Annotated in this window: 17 protein-coding genes; 5 read left to right on the top strand and 12 right to left on the bottom strand. The window is 63.4% G+C overall.

The window, feature by feature from the left end; genetic code table 11:
• Positions 1-196: 196 nt before the first annotated feature.
• The 9 genes from T8A63_RS18415 to T8A63_RS18375 all read right to left on the bottom strand — a co-directional run bounded on the left by T8A63_RS18415 (position 197) and on the right by T8A63_RS18375 (position 9844).
• Positions 197-1228, bottom strand: coding sequence for a trans-3-hydroxy-L-proline dehydratase (locus tag T8A63_RS18415; RefSeq protein WP_322346063.1), 1032 nt, complete (start codon positions 1226-1228; stop codon positions 197-199).
• Positions 1221-2918, bottom strand: coding sequence for an aconitase family protein (locus T8A63_RS18410; protein WP_322346061.1), 1698 nt, complete (start codon positions 2916-2918; stop codon positions 1221-1223). Before T8A63_RS18410 ends, T8A63_RS18415 begins: the two co-directional genes overlap by 8 nt.
• A 16-nt stretch (positions 2919-2934) precedes the next feature.
• Positions 2935-3936, bottom strand: a complete 1002-nt coding sequence (locus T8A63_RS18405; RefSeq protein WP_300052934.1) for a 4-hydroxyproline epimerase — start codon at positions 3934-3936, stop codon at positions 2935-2937.
• Positions 3937-3944: 8 nt separating this feature from the next.
• Positions 3945-5168 (bottom strand): NAD(P)/FAD-dependent oxidoreductase, encoded by a 1224-nt coding sequence (locus T8A63_RS18400; RefSeq protein WP_322346058.1) that lies wholly within the window; start codon positions 5166-5168, stop codon positions 3945-3947.
• Positions 5168-5890 (bottom strand): amino acid ABC transporter ATP-binding protein, encoded by a 723-nt coding sequence (locus T8A63_RS18395; protein WP_322346057.1) that lies wholly within the window; start codon positions 5888-5890, stop codon positions 5168-5170. The genes T8A63_RS18400 and T8A63_RS18395 overlap by 1 nt, the downstream gene beginning before the upstream one ends.
• Entirely contained in the window at positions 5883-6536 is a 654-nt protein-coding gene (locus tag T8A63_RS18390; protein WP_067260889.1) for an amino acid ABC transporter permease, read from the bottom strand. The genes T8A63_RS18395 and T8A63_RS18390 overlap by 8 nt, the downstream gene beginning before the upstream one ends.
• Before the next feature lie 13 nt (positions 6537-6549).
• On the bottom strand, positions 6550-7215 hold the full coding sequence (locus T8A63_RS18385) for an amino acid ABC transporter permease (protein ID WP_067624959.1): 666 nt from the start codon (positions 7213-7215) through the stop codon (positions 6550-6552).
• A 60-nt stretch (positions 7216-7275) separates the two neighbouring features.
• Positions 7276-8082: a transporter substrate-binding domain-containing protein gene (locus T8A63_RS18380; RefSeq protein ID WP_067624957.1), complete on the bottom strand. Its 807-nt coding sequence runs from the start codon at positions 8080-8082 to the stop codon at positions 7276-7278.
• A 244-nt stretch (positions 8083-8326) separates the two neighbouring features.
• Positions 8327-9844 carry an aldehyde dehydrogenase (NADP(+)) gene (locus tag T8A63_RS18375; protein WP_322346054.1) on the bottom strand — a complete coding sequence of 506 codons (1518 nt, stop codon included), beginning with the start codon at positions 9842-9844 and terminating at the stop codon, positions 8327-8329.
• Positions 9845-9949: 105 nt separating this feature from the next.
• Here T8A63_RS18375 and T8A63_RS18370 point away from each other — a divergent pair, with 105 nt between their 5' ends.
• From T8A63_RS18370 to T8A63_RS18350, 5 genes are all read left to right on the top strand, one after another.
• On the top strand, positions 9950-10978 hold the full coding sequence (locus T8A63_RS18370) for an Ldh family oxidoreductase (RefSeq protein WP_322346053.1): 1029 nt from the start codon (positions 9950-9952) through the stop codon (positions 10976-10978).
• Between the two features lie 397 nt (positions 10979-11375).
• Positions 11376-12875: a glucan biosynthesis protein G gene (locus tag T8A63_RS18365; RefSeq protein ID WP_322346090.1), complete on the top strand. Its 1500-nt coding sequence runs from the start codon at positions 11376-11378 to the stop codon at positions 12873-12875.
• Positions 12872-13042: a hypothetical protein gene (locus T8A63_RS18360; protein WP_322346051.1), complete on the top strand. Its 171-nt coding sequence runs from the start codon at positions 12872-12874 to the stop codon at positions 13040-13042. Before T8A63_RS18365 ends, T8A63_RS18360 begins: the two co-directional genes overlap by 4 nt.
• 5 nt (positions 13043-13047) lie before the next feature.
• Positions 13048-14853: a glucans biosynthesis glucosyltransferase MdoH gene (gene mdoH, locus T8A63_RS18355; protein WP_322346049.1), complete on the top strand. Its 1806-nt coding sequence runs from the start codon at positions 13048-13050 to the stop codon at positions 14851-14853.
• Positions 14840-16102, top strand: coding sequence for an OpgC domain-containing protein (locus T8A63_RS18350; RefSeq protein ID WP_322346047.1), 1263 nt, complete (start codon positions 14840-14842; stop codon positions 16100-16102). The genes mdoH and T8A63_RS18350 overlap by 14 nt, the downstream gene beginning before the upstream one ends.
• On the opposite strand, the gene T8A63_RS18345 is transcribed toward T8A63_RS18350, so the two are convergent.
• The 3 genes from T8A63_RS18345 to T8A63_RS18335 form a co-directional block, all read right to left on the bottom strand.
• Positions 16099-17664 carry a phospholipase D-like domain-containing protein gene (locus T8A63_RS18345; protein ID WP_322346046.1) on the bottom strand — a complete coding sequence of 522 codons (1566 nt, stop codon included), beginning with the start codon at positions 17662-17664 and terminating at the stop codon, positions 16099-16101. The genes T8A63_RS18350 and T8A63_RS18345 overlap by 4 nt on opposite strands.
• 92 nt (positions 17665-17756) lie before the next feature.
• Positions 17757-20876 carry an efflux RND transporter permease subunit gene (locus tag T8A63_RS18340; protein ID WP_322346044.1) on the bottom strand — a complete coding sequence of 1040 codons (3120 nt, stop codon included), beginning with the start codon at positions 20874-20876 and terminating at the stop codon, positions 17757-17759.
• Positions 20873-21985, bottom strand: coding sequence for an efflux RND transporter periplasmic adaptor subunit (locus T8A63_RS18335; protein ID WP_300052969.1), 1113 nt, complete (start codon positions 21983-21985; stop codon positions 20873-20875). Before T8A63_RS18335 ends, T8A63_RS18340 begins: the two co-directional genes overlap by 4 nt.
• Positions 21986-22133 lie beyond the last annotated feature (148 nt).

Here is a 22133-nt window from a genome sequence, read left to right as displayed (position 1 = left end):
TCTCCGTTGATTGAAAGTTCGTGTTCTGATTGAAAAGTAATCAATCGAAAACGAAGAGCGCATGCAAGACGTTGCCTCGCGTCAGCCAAGGACCGCGGCTTCGCGCCGAGGCGGCGCGGCGGTAGCGCGGCGCATATCCACCCCGCGCCCCGACCCCGCTCTGGCCGGGGGATCGGGGGTCGAAAGGGATGGGCGCCTAACCGCGTGCCCCCCAAGTGTCGGACAGTCGGTAGCCGCCGGGCCACGGGTCATCGGGGTCTAGCATGTGCTGGTGGATGCCTGTGACCCAGCCCCGCCCAGAGAGTTCGGGAAGGATCGCCGGATGATCGCCCACGCGCGTCTCGCCCAAGATCCGCCCTGTGAAGGTCGAACCGATCAGCGACACGGTGGTCAGACTGTCCTCCAGCCCCATTTCCCCCCGCGCGTGCAGCAGGGCCATCCGCGCGCAGAGTGCGGTGCCAGTGGGCGAACGGTCCACCTTGCCGGGCTGGATCGCCACCGCCGCCCCGGCGCGCAGACCGGTCGCGTCGCGGGTGACTGGCCCGGCAAAAAGGCAAAATGAGAAATGCTGCCAATCGGGGTTCTCGGGGTGCTCAAACCGGATCGCGGCATTCGCGGCATTGGTGATCCGCACGCCAAGGCGGGCGATATCATGGGCCTCATGCGCCTCCAGTGAAAACCCCATCGCGGCGGCGTTGACGACCACGAAACTGTCGCCGCCATAGGCGGTATCGACGGTGAGCCTGCCCAGCCCTTCGACCTCAAGCGGCACATCCAACCGGGCGGCGAAGCTCGGCAGGTTCTGCACGAAAATACGCTCCGCCTTGCCATTGCGACATTCCGCGCGGACCGTCACCAGCCCGCCCGGCGCTTCGAGCGTTAGCTCCGTCACCGGTTCCGTCATCGGCAGGATCCCCCCGTCCAGCAGGACAGTCGACACGCAGATCGAGTTGGAGCCCGACATCGGCGGCGTGTCCTCCGGCTCCATGATGATAAAGGCCGCATCGGCGCGCGGGTCTTTCGGCGGGACGAGCAGGTTCACATGGCGAAACACCCCGCCGCGCGGCTCGTTCAGCACGAAGTTGCGCAGCGTCTGGTCCCGCGCGATCCAACGGCTTTGCTCCCAGAGCGTGTCGCCGGGGGGCGGGGTGACACCGCCGACGATCACATCGCCGACCTCGCCCTCCGCATGGGCGGAAATGACGTGAATGGTCTTGCTGCTACGCATCGTTTGTTTCCTCTTCGGCCAGCCATTTCGGCAAAGCCTCTCCGGCCTGCCCGGTCACGGCGGCCTCCACGCAATCGGCGATACTGCCAAAGCGCACCGCACGGCCCGAAAGGCCCGGAGCGTAATGGGCGTATTTGCCCGAGTTGGTCATCAACACCTTGGCCGAGGGCGGGAAGACCGGCTCGGAAATCGAGCACCAGCAGATGTCGGGCACGACCTGCACCCCTGCTGCTTCGAGCCGCGCCACGGTGCCGTCGTCGCGCGCCGCCGTGAGCGTGTCATGCCCAAGGGTGACGATAACCGCCGTGTCTGGGTGACGTTTTCGCCCGGCCAGAGCCGCATCCAAAGCTCGGCATTCCGCGAGCGAGAAATGCGGGCTGCCGAAGGCCACGAGATCGACCTGCGCAGGCCCCGCGTTGAATTGCCGCCAGACACGGCGCAGGTCTTGGGGCGTGATGCGCAGCGTATCGGCCTTAGCCACGGGGGGCAGATCGGCTTCGGGCGTGACGCCAGCCACATGCAGCATCGGCGCGGCGGAGGTGGTGCCAAAGGCGGCGCAGAGCGCTTTGAGGTCATCCTCGTTCGGCGCAGCGGTTTCCAGCCCGCGCAGCAGCGGGCTCCGGTCTGGCGCTGCCTGCCCCGCCAGCCAGCCGAGCATCGGCCAAATCGCCTCGTCATATTGCGCGGGCAATGTCACATCGATCACACGGCGTGGGGCGCGGTGTTCATCCAGATAGACCCCCGAGAGCGGCGCGCGCGCCGTGAGCGCTATGCAGAGATCGAGGAAGTCGGGATGTTTCACCGTCCGCGCGCCAAGCACGCTATTGGCATAGATCACCGCGTTGGATTCCGACCACGCGATGAACTCGCCACGCTCGGGCGGGGCGGGCAGTTGGTAGGGCGCGCAGGTAAAACTGGGCCGCGCGCCCATGGTAACATAGGCGTCGGCCAGACGGCTGGCGGGCAGGCCGAAATCTGGCGGCACGCCTTGGGCGCGCCAATTGCCGTGATCGACCGAGATCGCGTTCATCGTGGTCGGCACGCGCACCTGTGATCCCATATCGGCCATGGTCTGCGCAAAAAGCAGGTTGGCGGGGCTGGCGTAGATGCAGCCGTCGATATGCACGCGCGTCACGTCGACCAGCCGCTCGGCCCCCTGCCCGCGCGCCATGGTGCAGGTGATCTCCATCGCCAGTTGCACGGCCGGGCCGTGGGCTCCGTCCAGCATTGCTTGATCCTCAGCGGTGAGATGCAGATCGCGGGCGGGCTTGTCCGACAGGGGCAGAACCCACTCATCCGTGCTCAGCATCTCCGGCGTAATCCGCGCGCTGCGCGCTTTGGCGAGCAGGTCGTAGTCCTTTGCGCCGAGGCGCAGTACCGCGAGCGGCTTGTCGAACATTTTGCCCGCGATCAGCGCCCCCAAGGTCAGGATGTCTTCGGCCTCGCGAAACACGAGGGCAGCAGGGGCATGGCCATTCAGCGCCAGTTCCAACAGCACGCCACTGCCGGTGCAAGACCCCCGGCTGGTGGGCATCAACACGATCTTCCCCGCCAGCGACTGACCGCACAGCGGGTGATGCGCGTCGATGACCTTGCCGCTGGCCGGATCGACGCCACCCCAGAAACTCAGCCCCTCGGAGGATGCGAGCACCGCGCCTTTGGCCTCGGCGGGAACGATAATTTGCGCCATGGGGAGCCTTTCCAAGTCAGGTGACGACAAAGCCATGCGCGAAGGGGTCGCGCTCGTCGATAAAGATGGTGTTAAAGCCGGTGACCCGCGCCCAACCTGCGATAGAGGGGATGATCGCGGGCTTTCCCGCCACCTCCGCCGCCGCTTCGACGCGGCCCTTGAACATCGACCCGATGATGGATTCATGCACGAAGTCGTCGCCCACCTTCAGCTTCCCCTTGGCCGCAAGCTGAGCCATCCGCGCCGAGGTGCCGGTGCCGCAGGGGGAGCGGTCGATCGCCTTGTCGCCGTAGAAGACCGCGTTGCGGGCGTGGGCCTCGGGCGCTTGGGCGGCACCGGTCCAAAGGATGTGGCTCAACCCGTTGATCGCCGGGTGTTCGGGGTGGATGAATTCGTATTTCGCATTGAGTGCCGCGCGGAGTTTGGGGCTGAGACCGACCAGCTCGGAAACCGAAAAATCCGCCATGTCGCGAAAATTCTTCTGCGGCTCGACGATGGCATAGAAGTTCCCGCCATAAGCCACGTCGACCACCACTTCGCCCAATCCGTCGACCTCGGCCGTCAGCCCTTCGGAATGGAGGAAGGCGGGCACATTGGTCAGCCGTACTTCTTCGACGAAACGCCCCTCTTGGCGGTAGGTCACATCGACCCGCCCGGCGGGGGTCTCAAGGCGCAACTGTCCGGGGGTGGCGGGCGTGACCAACCCGTTTTCCAGCGCGATGGTGACGGTGCCGATGGTGCCATGGCCGCACATCGGCAGGCAGCCTGAGGTTTCGATGAAGAGCACGGCGATGTCGCAGTCGTCGCGCGTTGGCGGGTAAAGGATCGCGCCGGACATCTGGTCATGGCCGCGCGGCTCGAACATCAGACCGGTGCGAATCCAGTCGTATTCCGCCAGAAAATGCGCGCGCTTTTCCAGCATGTTCGCGCCCTTAAGCAGTGGCGCGCCGCCGGTGACGAGCCGTACCGGATTGCCGCAGGTATGGCCGTCGATACAAGGAAATGTGTGTTGCGTCATGTCAGCCTCTAAAAACGCGCGGGAGAGAAGGGGGTCAGATCGATGCTGGGGTCTTGGCCGGTCAACAGGTTCGCGATGATGGCGGCGGTGCCCGCGGATTGCGTGAGGCCGAGATGGCCGTGGCCGAAGGCGCAGAAGACATCCGGGCGGTTTGGCAATGCCCCGATGGCAGGCAGGCTGTCGGGGAGCGAGGGGCGGAAACCCATCCACTGCGTGCCGCCCGAGGTATCGAGCCCCGGCAGGAAGCGCTTGGCCTTTTTCAGCATCGCATCGGCGCGGGCAAAGTTCGGCGGCAGGTCTAGCCCGCCCAGTTCCACCGCCCCGCCGACGCGCAGGCCGTCGCCGACTTTGCTGATGACAAAGCCATGGCCGCCGAAGGTGATCTGTCGTTTTAGATCAAACGCGCCTGCAGGCAGTGTCGTGTTATAACCGCGCTCGGTTTCCAGCGGAATTTTTACGCCAGCGGTGCGGGCCAAGTGATGCGAATGCGCCCCTGCGGCCAGCACCACGCGGCCCGGTATGAAGCCATCTGAGGTCTCGACCCCGCCCGCGACGAGACGTTCGGCGCGGGTGATCGTGATCTCACCGCCCCCTGCGCGAAAACGCTCGGCCATCGCCAACACATAGTCGCGCGGGTCCGAGATCGACTGCCATTCCGGGGTAAAGGTCGCATGGGTGAAAGAAAGCGCAAGACCGGGCTGATAGGCCGCGATTTCATCGCCCTTGAGATGGTTGAAGGCGATCCCCGCCTCTTCGCGGGCCTGCCAGCCGGGGAGCGAGGCGCGAAACTCGGCCTCGCTTTCATAGACCTGCAACTGGCCGTCATGGCGCAGCATATGGGCCAGGCCGCTCAACTCCAGATGCGGGTCGAGCGCGGCCTGCGAGAGCTTCATCAGCGCCGTCTGCGCCACGGTCGAGGCACGGACCTGCGCGGGCCAACTCGCTTTCCAAAACCGCCACATCCACGGCGCGATCCGCGCGGCGTAGCGCGGCGGTACCGACAGCGGCCCCAGCGGATCAAGCAGCCACTTCGGCGCCTGTCGGATCATCCGGGGTGAGGCGAGCGGTAGGATCTCGGTAAAGGCAAAGGCGCCCGCATTGCCCGCCGAGGCGCCCGCTGCCGGACCTTCGCGGTCGATCACCCGCACGGGCAGCCCGCGCGCCTGAAGCGCCAGCGCGATGGACAGGCCCACCACGCCCGCGCCGACAACCGTCACCGGGGTTTGGTTCATTACCGGACGCTCGACAGGAATTGACGGGTCTCTTCTTGCTGCGGATCGCCAAAGATTTGATCCGGCGCGCCGATCTCGGCCATGACGCCCTTGTGAAAGAACGCCACCCGGTCCGACACATCGCGTGCGAAACTCATCTCATGGGTGACACAGATCATCGTCATCCCTTCATCTGCCAGCAATTTGAGCGTATCGAGCACCTCGCCCACCAGCTGCGGGTCGAGCGCCGAGGTCACCTCGTCAAAGAGAATGTAATCGGGCGACATCGCCAATGCACGCGCAATCGCCATCCGCTGTTGCTGCCCGCCCGACAGGCGGCTGGGGTAGACGCCCAGCTTGTCGGCCAGCCCCACATGCGAAAGCTGCTGCACCGCGATCTCTTCGGCTTCTTTGCGGCCCATACCTTTGACCTTGCGCGGGGCAAGCGTGACGTTTTCCAGCACCGTCAGATGCGGGAAGGCGTTGAACTGCTGGAACACGATGCCGATCTTGCGGCGCAGCTTGTTCAGGTCGGTGTCGCGGGCGTGAACCTCGGTCCCGTCTACGACGATGCGGCCCTTGTCGATCGGCTCCAACCCGTTGATGCAGGTCAAAAGCGTCGATTTGCCCGAACCAGAGCCGCCGATCACCGAGACGACCTCGCCCTTCTGCACGGTCAGGTCGATGCCCTTGAGCACCTTAAGCGCACCAAAGGACTTATGGACGTTTTCAATCTCAATCATTTTCTTGCCACCTTTTTTCCAAGCGGCTGCCAAGCCGGGCAATGGGGAAACTGAGCGCGAAATAGATCGCACCCGTCACGAGCAGGATGAACATCGGCTCTTGCAGGCGTGTCACCAGAATCTGTGAGGCGCGCAGCAGTTCGATGATGCCAAGCCACATCACCAGCGCGCTGTCTTTCATCACGCCAAGCGTGAGGCCGATCCAACTGGGCAGGCCCACCCGCAGCGCCATGGGAAAGACGATCTGCGTGAGGTCTTGGCCCCATGTCATGCCAAGCGAACGCGCCGCACGGCGGGTGACCGAAGGCACCGCCTCAATCGCGCCGCGCACGATCTCGGTGCAATAGGCCGAGGTATAAAGCGCCAGCACGATGCAGGAGGTCACGAAGGGGGAAATCCCCCAGCCCGCGATGGCCTGAAAAGCGTTGGCGAGGATCAGCTGGATCAGCAGCGGAACCGAGCGGAAGATATCCAGCACAAAGGTCAGCGGCAGGGCCGCCCAAGGGCTGATCTGGCTGCGCAGTACCCCGAAGAAGACGCCAAGCAGCGTGCCGCCCACCACCGCAAAGGCGGTGACCGATAGCGTCACGCCTGCGCCTTTGAGCATGAACAACAGGTCGTTGAAGGTCAGAGCCGTATCAAACATCTATTCTCTTCCTTCAGTAGCGAAACAGGCGGGCGGCCAGAAGCCGTGCACCGAGCATCACGGCTTTGGCGATCACGTAGTAGATCACTGCCGCCAGTGCGAAGAATTCAAAGGTCCGGAAGCTGCGCGCGTTGAGGTCTTGCGTCACCCCGGCGAGATCCGAATTCAGCCCCACCGTGACCCCCAGTGAGGTCATCAGGATCGCCCAGATCATCTGGTTTGTGGTTGGCAGAAACGAGATGCGGAACATCTGCGGCACGATGATCAGGCGAAACGCTTTTGCTTGCCCCATGCCCAGTGACCGACCGGCGCGCAGCTGCGTGTCCGGAATGGCCCGCATCGCGCCGCGGAACGTCTCGCACAGGTAGCCTGCATTGTTAAACGCGATCCCGGCCAGCAATGCGGCATAGGGGCTGAGGTAAATCCCGAAAGACCCAAGCCCGAAATGCGCCATGTAAATTTGGAAAAGCGCGGGTGTGTTACGTGCCACTTCGACCCATGCGGTCGCAGGAGCACGCAGCCAGCGCGACTTGGCATCGCGGCCTACGGCCAGCAGCACGGCGATCGTTACGCCGATGAGCATCGACAGGATCGATATTTGCAGCGTAACCAGCGCGCCTTCCAGCATTTCTGGGAAAGCGCGAAAGGCCTGTCGCCATTGAAAGGTGTAGTTGCCCATCTCTTGCTCCGATCAGCGGTTATCGGCAGTGGGGGCCGCAAGCTGCGGCCCCCGCATCCATCAACGATAGGCTTTAGCGATGGTCAGGTCGGGCGCGTCGCCGCCGACCCATTTGTCAAAGAGTTCCTGGTAGCGGCCCGAACGGACCTGCTGGTTCACGAAGAGGTCGAGATAGTTCAGCAGGCCGTATTCCTGACGCAGGCCGATCAGACCGACATAGTCCACGTCAAAGGGCGCATCGCCCGCGATGGTCAGACCTTCGAATTTGCCGCCGTTAACGATGGAGGAGGCCACGGTGGAGGTCACGACCGTCGCATCAATCTGGCCTTGGGACAGCGACAGGAACACATCAGCTTGGCTCTGATAGGAGCGGAAGCTGCCCTCGTCCCATGCGTCGACCTGCTCTTCCAGCGCGATGGCCTCAAACGTGCCCGCGACGGAGCCGACGGTTTTGCCCTTGAGGCTTTCAAAGCTGTCGACGCCTGCGTCTTCGCGCGTCAGCACAACGTTGGTAAAGGCGAAGTAGGGGACGGAAAAACCGACTGTCTTCGCCCGCTCCAGCGTGTCGGAGGTAGAGGCGACACCCACATCCGCGCGGCCAGAAACAAGCGCGGGGATACGGTCAGGGAAAGGCGTCTCAACGATCTCGGCCTCGACACCAAGTGCTGCGGCCAGATCGTTGCAGTAATCCACGTCGAAGCCGACGGGCGTGTTGCTGTCATCGCGCGAGCCCATGGGCGGGAAGTCCAGCACCACGGCGCAGCGCAGCGTGCCCGAAGAAATGATGTCGTCCAGTTTGTCGGCCTGAGCGGCGGTGCCGATCACGGTCGCAGCCACGAGGCTCCCGGCGAGTTGCGTGAATTTCATAGATATCTCCCTCTTGGGTTGGTCGCCCCCGACTCTCTCTGGGCGGGGTACGGGGTGGTATGAAGGAACTATGTCCTCATTAAAAATACAATATGTATTTTTAGCTTTTATCGGTGTGTCGACATATTTTTGAACTATTGAGACGCTATCGTCGTTGTTTGGGGATGGGATAGAGCCGCAGCCGCTCCCTTTTCAGGCTGAAATGAGAAAGCCGGACGCGCGGCCCGGCTTTCTCGGTCTGGTGTCACTTCGCCGCGTCTTCGGGCAGAAGCGCCTCCGGCAGGTTCTGATAGGAAACAGGCCGCAGGAAACGCCGGATCGACAGGGTACCTACGCTGGTCGCGCCAAAGTTGGTGCTGGCCGGATATGGCCCGCCGTGCACCATGGAGTCCACCACCTCGACGCCGGTGGGGAAGCCGTTTGCCAACAGACGCCCGGCTTTGCGTTCCAGCACCGGCATCAAGACCCGCGCGGCCTTAACATCCGCGTCATCCATATGCAGGGTGATGGTCAACTGCCCGTCCAGCTCAACCGCCAGTGCGCGCATCTCTTCCAGCGAAGCAACCCGCACCACCAGCCCCAGCGGGCCAAAGACCTCTTCATGCAGCGCCGGGTTGGCTTTGAACTCTGCGCCCGTGGTCTCGAACAGGGCCGGGGCGGCGTTGCGGCCAGTGCTGTCGGCCACATGTACTTGGCGCAGGCTTGGCGCGGATTTGAACTTGTCGCGACCCGCACAGAAGGCTTCGGCGATGCCGTCGGTCAGCATGACCTGTTCGGCCACGTCTTGCAGTGCGGTGGCGGCACTTTGCACGAAGGCGTCTGCCCCTGCCCCGTCGATCACCACGGCAATGCCCGGATTGGTGCAGAACTGGCCTGCGCCCATGGTCAGGGACGCGGCCCAGCCTTTGCCCAGTTCCTCGGCCCGTGCCTCCATCGCGGCGGGGAGCATGAACATCGGGTTGACCGATCCCAACTCACCAAAGAAGGGGATCGGCTCTGGCCGCGCGGCGCAGAGATCGAACAGCGCCCGGCCCCCGGCGAGAGAGCCGGTGAAACCTACGGCCTTGATCCGCGGATGCTGCACCACGGCCTGACCAACCGCGCGGTTGCCGCCTTGGATCAGCGAAAACACCCCGCGCGGTATGCCGCAGCTTTCAACCGCCGCATGGATCGCTTCTGCAACAATCTCACCCGTGCCGGGATGGGCGGAGTGGCCTTTGACCACGACCGGACAGCCTGCCGCCAGCGCCGCCGCCGTGTCACCACCCGCAACCGAGAATGCCAGCGGAAAGTTCGACGCGCCAAAGACGGCGACAGGGCCGATCGGGCGTTGCACCATGGTGATCGCCGGGCGCGGGGCGGGCTGACGCTCTGGCATCGCCCCATCAAACCGGCGGTCGAGATACTCACCCTTTTCGATATGCGCGGCAAAGAGGCGCAGCTGGCCGACGGTCCGGCCCCGCTCTCCTTCCAGACGCGCTGTGGGCAGGCCGCTTTCTTGGCTGCCGATCTCAGTGATCTGGGCACCGCGGGCGTCGATCTCATCGGCGATGGCGTTCAGAAACTTAGCGCGGGTGGCGCGGCTGGAATAGCCGAAGTCCCAAAACGCCGCTTCGGCGGCTTCGCAGGCTTGGTCGACCAAATCCACCGTCCCGACCGAGAAGTCATGCACAGGCCCATGGGCAGGGCTAGAGCTAAAGCGGTCGTCGGTGGCGATCCATTCGCCAGCGATCAGGTGTTTGCCATGGGGGGTAAAGGCCATCGTCTTTCCTTTCATGCGGGCCGCGGCCCGGTGTCAGCTTGCGTCTCTGCGCAACTGGATACATGATGTATGCATGATTGCAACCCAAGCCCTGCGAGGATCCAGATGACCGATACGACCCTGTCCCACGACGCCCTAAACGGAATTGTCTTGCAGATTTTCCAAGGCGCGGGCCTGTCGCCGCAGAATGCCGCCGCCCTCGCGCGGGTGATCGTTGCGGGCGAAGGCGATGCCTGCAAATCCCATGGCATCTACCGGATCGAAGGCTGCCTGCGCACGATCAAGGCGGGCAAAGTGGTGCCTGATGCGGTGCCGCAGGTGCACCAAGATGACAGCGCCATTGTGCGCGTAAATGCGGGCGGCGGCTTTTCCAACGCTGCATTCGACGCGGGCGCGCCGGTGCTGGCAGAGCGTTGCCGCACGACCGGGATCGCCGCCATGGTGATCAACGATTGCACCCATTTCGCCGCCCTCTGGCCCGAGATTGAGACGTTGACCGATATGGGCCTCGCCGCCATGGCGATGTGCCCCAGCTATGCCAGCGTGGCCCCGTCGGGCGGCACCGACCCCTTGATGGGGACCAACCCTTTCGCCTTTGGCTGGCCACGGGCAGAGGGCAACCCTTACGTCTTCGACTTCGCCACCAGCGTCGCCGCCCGAGGAGAGATCGAACTTCACCGCCGCGCGGGCACGCCCCTGCCCGAAGGCTGGGCCGTCGCGCCCGACGGCGCGCCCACAACCGATCCCGAAGCCGCCCTTGCCGGGGCCATGCTGCCCTTTGGCGGACATAAGGGATCCGCCATTTCCACCATGATCGAACTTCTCGCCGGGGTGATGATCGGCGACCTGACCAGCCCAGAGGCGCGCGACGCCTTGGGCTCTCTCACCCTCGCGCCGGCGCATGGTGAGTTGATCATCGCCTTCGACCCGGCAAAGTTTGCCGCTGGCCGCTCCGGCGATCCCTTTGCGCGGGCGGAAACGCTCTTTGCCGCGATCATGGGCCAAGGGGCGCGGCTGCCCTCGCAGCGCCGGTTCAAGGCCCGCGCTGAAACCCGCGCAAAGGGGATTCCCCTGACGGAGGCGGAAAGGCAAAGCCTAGAGCGCCTGTTGGCCAACGGGCTCGACGCAGTTTGACCCCCTCCCGCGCTCCGGCCCCGCCTGAGGTTGGAGCGTTGAGAGCCGTGGCATGCCCCAAAGCCTCATCCGACCGCGCCGCTGCGCACGATCAAATGTCACAAAAAAGCGGCGATGCTACGGTAATCTGGGCAAAATTTTGTGCAGACCCCGGCAAGGAAAGCCCGGATAGGCGATTTTCCGCGCTGCTCTGCAGCATTCCGCTGAAAGTTACTGAATCAAGTTTCCAGCGCCGCCGAAAGGATTAGATAGGGAAAAAATTGCACACTCTTAACGTGTCTCTCGGGGTATTGTTTTGCCAAATTCTTCTACTACACGATCGAAAAAATTGCGGACCGAAGGATTAGAGCGGCGTCAGTTTCTGACCCTCTCCGCCGCGTCCTTTGCCGCCGCGCTGATGCCGCTGCGCGGTCGCGCGCAAGAGGTGCCTGCCGCCTCCTTCACATTCGACAATCTGGTCAATGACATGCGGGACTTGGCGCAGTCGTCCTATGCGGCTCCGAAGCCGGTAAAAGGATTCCTCGCCGATCTTGATTACGACGCTTACCAACGGATTCGATTCCGACCCGAACAGGCGCGCTGGCAGGAAAAGGGCGTTACCTTTAGGTTGCACGCCTTCCACCCCGGCTGGCTGTTCAAAGAAGCGGTGAAGATCAACGAGGTCCGGGGCGAGACGGTCGAGCCCATGAGCTTTACCACCGCGGATTTTGAGTATGACGACGCGGCGCTTGCCAAGTCGATCCCCCCCAATGCCGAGATGCCGGGCGTTGCCGGTTTCCGTCTGCACACCCCGCTCAACCGCGCCGATATTTTCGATGAATTGATCGTCTTCCAAGGCGCGAGCTATTTCCGCGCTCTGGGGAAAGACACGCTTTATGGACTGAGCGCGCGTGGCCTTGCCGTCAATACCGGCCTGCCCGAAGGCGAAGAGTTCCCCCGTTTCAGCGAGGTCTGGCTGCGCCGCCCCGAACCGAGCGATAGCAGCGCCACGATCTATGCCGCACTCGACAGCCCCTCGGTGACCGGGGCCTATAGGTTCGTGATCACACCGGGCGAGGACACCACCGTCGAGGTTACCATGCGGCTGTTCCTGCGCAAAGACATCAAGCAACTTGGCATCGCGCCGCTGACTTCGATGTTCCTGCACAATGGCGCGGACAAGGGCAGCTTTGACGATTTCCGTCCCTCGGTTCACGACAGCGAAGTCTTGGTGCTGAACGCGGGCAAGGATGCGACCCTTTGCCGCCCGCTGAACAATCCGCCGCGTTTGGCGAGTTCCTATTTCGGGGCGCAGAGCCCGCGCTCCTTCGGGCTGGCACAGCGCAACCGGGACTTTGAGCATTACCTCGATGCGCAGGCCCATTACGAACGGCGCCCCTCGCTGATGATCGAACCCATGGGCGACTGGGGCAAGGGCACGGTGCGACTGGTCGAAATCCCCTCCGATCTGGAGGGCAATGACAACATCGTCGCCTATTGGATTCCCGAGGGCGAAACCCGGGCCGGGGATGAATTGGCCTATGATTACCGCATGCACTGGGGGATGAACCCACCGGGCGCGACCCCGCAGACCCTTGGCCGCGTGGTGCGGCTGCGCTCGGGCCACGGCGGGGTTGCGGGTGTTGAGGCAGATACCGAGACCCGCAAATTCGTCATCGACTTCGCCGGCGGACAACTGAGCGATATGCCAAGCGACGCAGAGTTGCAGCCGATCGCCAGCGCGCAGAACGGCGAAATCGTCGAGGCGATCCTGAGCCGGGTAGATGGCAGAGACGAATGGCGGCTGGTGCTGGAACTACGTGCAGCGCCTGACGCCATCGTCGAGATCAAGGCAGTTCTATCGGGATATGACCGCAATCTTACAGAGACATGGGTGTACCAATGGATCAACGCATGACCCTTCAAGAAGCGACGACCCCCTACTCCGCAATGACGGTTGAGGCAGAGACCTGGAAGCCACCCGCTGCCCCCCTTGCCATGCCACGGCAGACTTTGGAACGGCGCGGCCATCTGGCCGGGCTGGCCGATGTCGCGCGGGCGTTCCTGCTGCGGCGCAAGGCCTAGGTTCAATGACACTTCAGCAAAGGCAGCTTGCGGCGGACGGGGCGACCCGTTTTGCACGGGCGGTCGCCGTCTTTTTGTCTCTCGGCTGTGCGGCCCTTGCGTCAATGCTTTTGGCCGAGGCGGCGGCGCGCGACGGGTTCAGCGGGTGGGACGGCATCCGCGCCCTGCTCGTTTTCGCGACCACGGCTTGGCTGGCTTGGGGGGCGTCATTGGCGCTGATCGGGCTTTTCGGCGGCAGATCAACGGCTCCCCGCCCCGCGCTGGACGCGCCGCAGCCGCGCACCGTGATCGCGGTACCCATCTGCAACGAAGACCCGCTGACCACTTTTGCCCGCATTGCCGCCATTGACCGTTCTGTCACCCGGGCCGGTGTGATGGCGGATTTCGTCGTTCTGTCGGACACGCGCGATGACGCACTCGCCGGGAAAGAGCAATTCGCCTTTGCCCGATTGCTGCGCGAGACAGATGGCCAAGGGCGTATTTTCTACCGCAGACGGCGCGACAATGCGGGCCGCAAGGCGGGCAATATCGAAGAGTTCATTCGCAGCTCCGGCGGGGCCTATGACCTTGCGATGATCCTTGACGCCGACAGTCTGATGGAGGGCGAGACGATCCGCGCCATGATCGCGCGGATGCAAGCCGATCCGCAACTGGGGCTGCTACAGACCCTGCCCAAGATCATCGGCGCGCGGTCTTTCTTTGGCCGGGCACTGCAATTCGCTTCGTGGTTTCATGGCCCGATCTTCACCCGTGGCCTTGCCCGTATGCAGGGCCCGACGGGGCCGTTCTGGGGCCATAACGCAATCATTCGCGTCCCCGCCTTCGCCGAAAGCTGTGGGCTGCCCGAGCTTTCCGGCCCCCCGCCCTTGGGCGGGCATATCCTCAGCCACGATTATGTCGAGGCGGCGTTGCTTGCTCGCGCCGGTTGGAAGGTCGAGGTGGATGAAACCTTGGGCGGCTCTTTCGAAGAAGGCCCTGAGAATGTCCTGTCCTTTGCGCGGCGAGAGCGGCGTTGGTGCCAAGGCAACCTGCAACATGCGCGGCTGATCTTTGCCCCCGGGCTGACGGGCTGGAGCCGGTTTGTCTTTTTGCAGAACGTCACCGCCTATGTCGTCTCGCTTCTTTGGGCGGCGTTTCTGATCACCTCGGCCATCAGCACGCTTTACGCGCCGCCGCCTGAGTATTTCCCCGGCCCCTATCAGCTTTTCCCCGTCTTCCCCGACACCAGCACGCGCGAGATCACGCTGCTGGCCTTGGGCGTTTTGGGTCTGCTGGTGGTGCCGAAGCTGCTGATCCTGCTGCACGCGACCCTGACCAAACGCGCACGCGACTTTGGCCACAGCCTGCGCATGTCGCTCTCGGTTCTGACCGAGATCGTGCTGACCACGCTTTTGGCCCCCTTGATGCTGCTCTATCACAGCCGCGCGGTGTTGCAGGTGCTCTCGGGCCAAGACGGGGGCTGGCCTGCCAACCAACGCAACGAAGGCCGGTTGAGCTTGGCGGATGGCTGGGCGGCGGGCCGGTGGATCGTTTTCATCGGCGCGGCGATCATCGCGGCGGTGCAATGGGTCGCGCCTGACCTGACGATCTGGCTGCTGCCCGTGGCGGTTCCGATGCTGTTGGCCCCGCTGCTTATCGCATGGACCTCCCGCCCCCTGCCTCGGACGCTCTTTGCCGTGCCAGAGGATGCGGCACCGCTGGATGTCGTCGCGGAATACGACAGTATCTGCGATGTCTGGCGGCTGACGTGGAATGACGAACATCTGATGGCGAAACCCAAAGCGGCGGACCTGACCCATGCCCCAGCCTAGCACCGGGCTGTCGCCTGCGGCGAGATCGCTCGGCTCTGCCCCCACGGCCAAACCTGCCCGCGACCCGCGCATCGATGTGTTTCGCGGTTTGGCGTTGGTGATGATTTTCATCAACCACGTCCCCGGCAACCCCTATGAAGCTCTGACCATCCGCAACCTAGGCTTTGCCGACGCTGCAGAGGCGTTCTTTTTGATGTCGGGCATCGCGGCGGGATTGGCCTATACGCCCCGGTTCATTGAGAGAGACCGCCTGCGGCATGGCCTCTGGCGCGCGGTCGCCCCCCTGTGGAAGCGGGCATGGTCGCTCTATCTCGTGCAGATCATGCTCTCGGCCGTGGCTCTGGGCATCTTTGCCGCCGCTTTCCAGATCACGACAGAGGCCGAGTTTCTGACCAAGATCAACATGCGGCAAGTTTTTCAAAACCCGACCCAATCCGTGATTGGGATACCGCTTTTGACGCATCAGTTTGGCTATGTGAACATCCTGCCTGCCTATTCGGTCCTGCTGGTCTGTGCCCCTGCGGCGATCATGCTGGGGCTGCGCTGGCCGCGGCTGCTTTTGGCGCTGTCGCTGACCCTTTGGCTGCTGACCGGCGTTTTCCGACTGAACCTGCCGAACTACCCCAATCCGGGCGGCTGGTTCTTTAACCCTTTTGCGTGGCAGGCGATCTTTGTCTGCGGCCTGCTGGTTGGGCTCAGCCAACGGCAGGGCTATCGGTTCTTTCCCGCGTCGAAAGCGCTGTTTTGGCTGTCCGTCGCGGTGTTGCTTGGGGTGCTGGCATGGCGCTATGTGCCAGGCTTGGGCAAATTCCTGAACCTACAGATGCATCACATGCGCGAAGCCGGGGTGCCCTTCAACATCACCTCGCATGACAAGACCTATCTCTCCGCCCCGCGGTTTATCCATATTCTGGCTTTGGGATATTTTCTGTCGCAATTGCCAAGCGTGACCCGCCTCTCTGGACATCAGATGGCGAGCCCCTTCCGGCTGATTGGTCGGCATGGGCTGTTGATCTTTGCCAGCGGCACGGTGCTCGCACTGGTCTGTCAGGCGGTGATGATGGCACGGCCCGAGGCAGCTTGGATGCCATGGGTGCTGCCTGCGGTGGGAACGGCGGCCCTCTATGGGATCGCTTGGACTGCTGAGACCTCGCGGCGCGTGCTCACCGCGCCAGCGGCACCGGCAGAGCGTAACCCTGTGCAAGATAACGCGCGTTTCGCGGCACCTGCCGCTGAGCCCAGACCTTAGACCTCGGGATCGCGGCGGCCCCATTTGCGCCATGCCAGCCATGCAAGGCCCAGCCCCCCCGCGATCAACGCCATGTGACGCGGGCGAATGCCGCGCCCGGTCGTGGTGCCCTCTCCGGGATGATAGCGCGGGTCAAGCAGCCGGGTGTTTGCCAGAAAGCCGCCGACAACCGTTTCGCTGCCCCGGAACACGGCACGCAGGCCGCGACCTTTCTTGCGGTTCAGGGTTTCAATCGCCCCGATTATCGACCCCTTTTCGGCCATCACCTCGGCCACACGGGCGGGCGGCAGGCCCAAGTGCTCGGCGATGAGGCGGGTCCTGAACCCTTCGATTACCTGCGCGGGGCGCTCGATCGCCACGTCGCATTCGGTGTCAAACCCCATGGAGCGGTTGTTGAGGTTGCTGGAGCCGAGACGCAGCAGATGGTCGTCGATGATCATGATCTTCGCATGCACATAGATCGGCTCTCCCTCGTCGGTGACGGGGAAGTAGATGCGGAAGCGGTTTTGGTGATCCGCCCGCTTTAAGTCTTCGACCAGCCGTTCACGCAGGACATGCATGGCGTCATCTTCCAGCTGCGATTCCGCATCGCGCGGGTTGATGATAACGATCTCGGGCCCGCCCTCTTCGGCCAAACGCGCTTTGAGCGCATCACAGACCGAGTCTGCAGCGAGGTACTGCGATTCAATATAGATATAGTCGCGGGCCGATCTGATCCCGGTGAGGTAGAGGTGTTCGATCTCATTGATCAGCGGCTCTTCGTCGAAAGGCGGCTCGGTCCGGGCGATCCCCACATCAATGTCTTCGGCATCCACCGGCAGGTCGTTGGGCCATTCAAACTTCGGCGCGCCCTTGGGCTGCGCGATCTCATCCTCCGTGGCCCGCAACCAACGCCGGCGCGACAGTTCGCCCAAGGCCGCAGCGGCAGGGCCGGACATCGCCGAGGTGGCATCGTGCCATGGGTCGGAGGGAGAGCCATCTTTGCGCACCCGGCGCGGATCATGCGGCAGGTGATCGGGCGTGTCCCAACGGTCTTCGGTCGCGTCGATGCCGCCGCAAAAGGCCAAGGCGTCATCGGCCACGACGATCTTCTGGTGGTGGCAGGCGCCAAAGGGGTGATGCCCGTCCAAAGCGAAATGGATCCGGTCACCGCCAAACAAGCTCAGCGCCAGCGAAGGAACCAGCCGCCCCGGCGCGGCCAGCACGGCCCCGTTCCATTTCAGCAGGTAGACATGCAACTCCGGCGTCCGCTCGACCACCGCCTCTACGAAGGCGCCGAGTTGATTGGGATAGCCATCCGGCGCATTGCCGTCCTCATCGCTTTCGCCCGGCAGCATCTCAAGTTCAAAGTCGAAATCCCAACCGATCAGCATCAACTGCTGCCGCGCCCCGAGAAAGATCTTGCGCAAGACACGGAAGTAATCCGCCGCATCGACCACAAGGCCAAATCGCTCGGCCCGCGCGACGCGCCATGTGGACTTATCGGTAAACAGGCTCTGGCGCGTTGCCGCGTCAGTCGGATGCTGCTGGTCCGCCTTCGCTAAATCCAAATCGCCACGCACGTGTCTGTCCCTTTCGGTTCGATCCTACATGGCTAAACGCCCAGTGCGGTCGGAAGTTGCATGGGCGCAGAAATATCGGCGGCAACGGCCGCTCAGACCAATTGCGCCTCTGACAATTCGGCCTGAAGGCGGGCTTCTTCGGCGGCTTTGGGCGTGGTGAAACGTGCCAGCAAGAAATAGGCGACGGGCGTAAGATAGAGCGTCGAAAGCGTGGCCATGCCCAAGCCGCCGACAATCACCCAGCCGAGCGCCTCGCGCGCCTCGGCCCCCGCGCCCGAGGACAGGATCAGCGGCACGCCCCCCAGCACGGTCGAGGTCATCGTCATCATCACCGGGCGCAGACGGATGGTAGAGGCCCCGAAGATCGCATCGTGAATATCCGCCCCCTTATCGCGCAACTGGTTGGCAAATTCGACGATCAAAATTCCGTTTTTGGCCATGATCCCGATCAGCATGACCAGCCCGATCTGGCTATAGACGTTCAGACTTTGCCCCGTCATCAGCAGCGCGAAAATCGCGCAGGCAAGGCCCAATGGCACCGTGGCCATCACCACGATGGCAGAGACGAAACTCTCGAACTGCGCAGCGAGGACAAGGAAAACCACAAGGATCGCAAAGCCGAAGGTCACGAACAGCCCGGAACTGGTTTGATCCAATGCGGCGGCTTCGGCCAAGGGGACGATCAGGTTTTCGTCGTCCAGCACCTCTTGGCCGACCGTCCGCACCTGCGCCAGTGCATCGCCCAGCGACAGGCCCGGCGTCAGCCCGGCTGAGATCTCGACCGAGCGGTTCTGCCCCTCCCGGTCCAGCTCAGGGGCGACCGCACGTTCTTCGAGGGTGACAAAACTTGCCAGCGAAATCATCTGCCCGTTGCCCGACTGAACAAAGACGTTCTCAAGGTCGCGCGGGTCGTTCACCGGGTCCGAGGTCGACAACATCTGCACGCCGTAGCTGGTGTCGTCGATAAAGACCGATGCCACCTCGCGCCCATCGAGCATGGCTTGCAAGGCTTGGCCCAGCCCGGTGATGTCGACGCCCAAATCAGCCGCGAGCGTCCGGTCGATCTGCACGAAAAGCTGCGGCTGCGTGCGCTCATATTCCAGCCGCACTTGGCCCATCGCGGGGTTCGTGCTCAGCCGGTCCACCATGGCCTGCGCGACCTGCGACAGTTGCTCATAATTGTTGCCCGTGATCGCGAAAGACAGCCCCCGCCCCGCGCCGCGAATACCGAGGGAGTTGGGCTGGATCGCAAAAGCCCGCACGCCGACGATGCCGCGCAGCTTGCCGTTGATCTGCCCCACGATCTCATCTTGGCTGCGCGCGCGGTCTTCCCATCCGGCAAGGGTGAAGACCATGAACCCGCGATTATCCGCGCCAAACCCGGTGATGGAGAAGATGTTCGTCACCTCTCCCGCCTCTTGCAGCGGGGTGATCAAGTCTTCGATCTCGCGCATCTTGGCTTGGGTGTAATCGAGCGAGACGCCCTGCGGGGCCGAGACACTGAGCAAGGCCACAGCGCGATCTTCGCGCGGGGTCAACTCTTGGCGAATTTCGCCCGCCACCAGCACTGCCGTCAACGCCACAAAGGCCGCGATCAGCACCACGACATAGGGCATCGCCAGCGCCCCTTTGAGGGTCGCGGCGTAGAGCCGAAACAACGCATTGCCAAGCGCCACGACAGGGCCGCGCGGGTTTTCTGCCACTGGTTTGGTCAGCAGACGGCTGGCCAGCACCGGACAAAGGCTCAGCGCCACCACCGAGGACAGCATCACCGCGATGGCGAGGGTAAAGCCAAACTCCCGAAACAGCCCGCCCGCCTGACCGGGCAGGAACGACAGCGGGATAAAGACCGCCGCCAGCGTGGCCGTGGTGGTGACCACGGCAAAGAACACCTGCGAAGTGCCCAGCACCGCCGCCGCCCGAGGCCCCATCCCCGCCGCGCGCTGGCGCACGATGTTCTCTAGCACCACAATCGCATCATCCACGACCATGCCAGTGGCCAGAACCAGTGCCAAAAGGGTCAGGATGTTGATCGAAAACCCGACCAGATAGATCGCCGCCAAAGTGCCGATCAGCGCCACGGGTAGGGTCAGCGCCGGGATCAGCGTGGCGCGGAAATCGCGCAGGAAGATAAAGATCACCGCCACCACGATGCCCACGGCAAAGGCCAGCGTCGACAGCACCTCGCGGATCGAGCCAGAGATAAAGGTCGCATCATCCGAGGTCACGAAAATCCGCACGTCTTGGGGCAACGTCTCGTTCAACTCTGCCACCACGGCGCGCACATCGCGCGAAATCTCAAGCGTGTTCGAGGTCGCCTGTCGGATGATGCCGATGCCCAGACCCAACTGCCCATTGGCCCGCAGGATCGTCTCACCATCGGCGGGGCCGAGCGTCACGGTGGCCACATCGCCGAGCCGGACATTCTCTTTGATCTCCATCGCCTCAAAGGCCTGCGTGGTCGCGACACTGGCGGTGGTGCGCACGTTGATCGACTGCCGGTCCCCGGCCAGATCACCCGCAGGCGTGTCATAGGCGACATCGGCCAAGGCGCGCTGGATGTCGCCCAAGGTCAGGCCCCGGCTGGCCAGTTCCAACTGATCAATATCGACGCGGAAAAACGGTTCGCGGTCGCCATAGACCTGCAAATCCGCCACCCCGTTGACCGAGATCAGCCGGTCTTCGACGCGGTCCTGCACCAGTTTGGTCAACTCTTGAGGCGAGCGGCCCATGGAGGTCACGGCGATACGCATCACCGGCTGGGCGTTGGCGTCGGCTTTAACGATCTGCGGCTGTTCGGAACCCTCGGGCAGTTGGTTCACGATCCGCGCCACCGCGTCGCGCACATCGGTCGCAGCCACGTCGATATCCGTGCTGTCGTTGAACTCAAGCGTGACCCGGCTGCGCCCAAAGCGAGAGTTTGAAGAAATCGCCCGCACACCCGAGACGCGGCCCACCGCCCCTTCGATCCGCCCCGTCAATTCCTGATCAACGGATTCCGGGGACGCGCCCGAGAATGTCGTGGTGACGGTAACGACGGGCCGGTCGACATTGGGAAGCTCACGCACCTCGGCGCCAAAAAGCGCGGCAATCCCCGCCAGCACGATCAGCGCGTTCAGCACAAAGGCGAGGATAGGCCGCCGTACGAAAAGCGCTGTGCCCGACGCGGTGGCAGGCGGCGGGGCGCCTTCATCAGAGGGCGGGGCGCTCATAGGGTTGTCTTTTCAGAGATGGCGGCACCCGATTGAGCACGGCCCGAGCGGTTTGTCTCGCGCACCTCTCCACCTTCGCGCAGGGTTTGCACGCCTTCGGTCACCACCACATCTTCGGCGGTCAGGCCCTCCGACAGGACAAGAACGGAATTGCTGTTGCGCTGCGCGATTTCGACCGCGACTTGATGCGCCTTGCCCTCCCGCACCGTCCAGACAAATGGCCCGTCCGAGGACCATTGCACCGCGAGCGGCGGGATCGCCAAGAAAGGGTCGCCGACAAAGGTAAGGCTGACCGAAAAGGCCATGCCCGCGCGCAACTGGTCGTCTGCGTTCGGCACCCGGCCTTGGACCAAAAGCGTGCGGCTGGCGCGGTCGATCACGCTGTCGATGGCGCTGACCTCGCCCGTCAGCGTCAAATCACGCATCCCAAGCGGGGTGACCGTGATTTCTTTGCCAAGGTCCAGCTTGCCCACCACCCGCTCGGGCACGCGGAAATCGATCAGGATCTCGCTGCGGTCGGTGATGGTGGCCAGTTGATCCTGCGCATTCACCCGGTCGCCTACTTCGATGTCGGTGATCCCCACCCAGCCCGAGATCGGCGCGAGGATGCGGCGTTGCGACAGATCAAACTGCGCTTGGCTGAGCGCAAGTTCGGCGCTTTGCAGGGCCAACTCCGTCTCGCGTAGGCGCACTTCGCTGACGGCGCCGGTGTTTTGCAACCGCTTCACCCGGTCTTGCTCGGTCCGGGCGTTTTCGAGCTGCAATTCGGCTTGTTTCAGGGCAATCTGCTCGGCCTCATTCTCAAGCAGGGCGACCACGGTGCCCGCCTCGATCAACTGTCCGGCGGGCAGGTTGAGATCGGTGATGACCCCCACGGCGTTGGAGCGCAGCGTGACCGAGCGGCGCGCGCGCCCGTCGCCGATGGCGGTGATCCGGTCGGCCAAGGTCTCTTGGCTGACCGCTGCCGTGACAACCAGCGAGGGCCCGCCGCCACCCCAACCGCGGCCTGACGACCCCGGCTCTTGCGATGCGACCTCGATCCCCAAAAGATCGAGCAGACCCGTCTCAGCCACATAGGGGCGGGAGGCGGGGACGAAGGTCAACATCATGTAAAGACCAGCAATGAGAACCAGCAAAAATACGAAAAATTGGCGCAGGGATTTCACAGGGATGCGCTTTCAAATTGTTTTACAAGGCGCATAATTGAGCATCCCCCCGAAAAAGGCACGTCAAATCTGCTTGATCAATGGCCGGGCA

The sequence above is a fragment of the Sulfitobacter sp. OXR-159 genome (genome assembly GCF_034377145.1).
In the GTDB taxonomy this organism is placed as follows: domain Bacteria; phylum Pseudomonadota; class Alphaproteobacteria; order Rhodobacterales; family Rhodobacteraceae; genus Sulfitobacter.
Note: the sequence above shows the minus strand (reverse complement) of the source record. Positions and strands in the feature narration are given on the sequence as shown.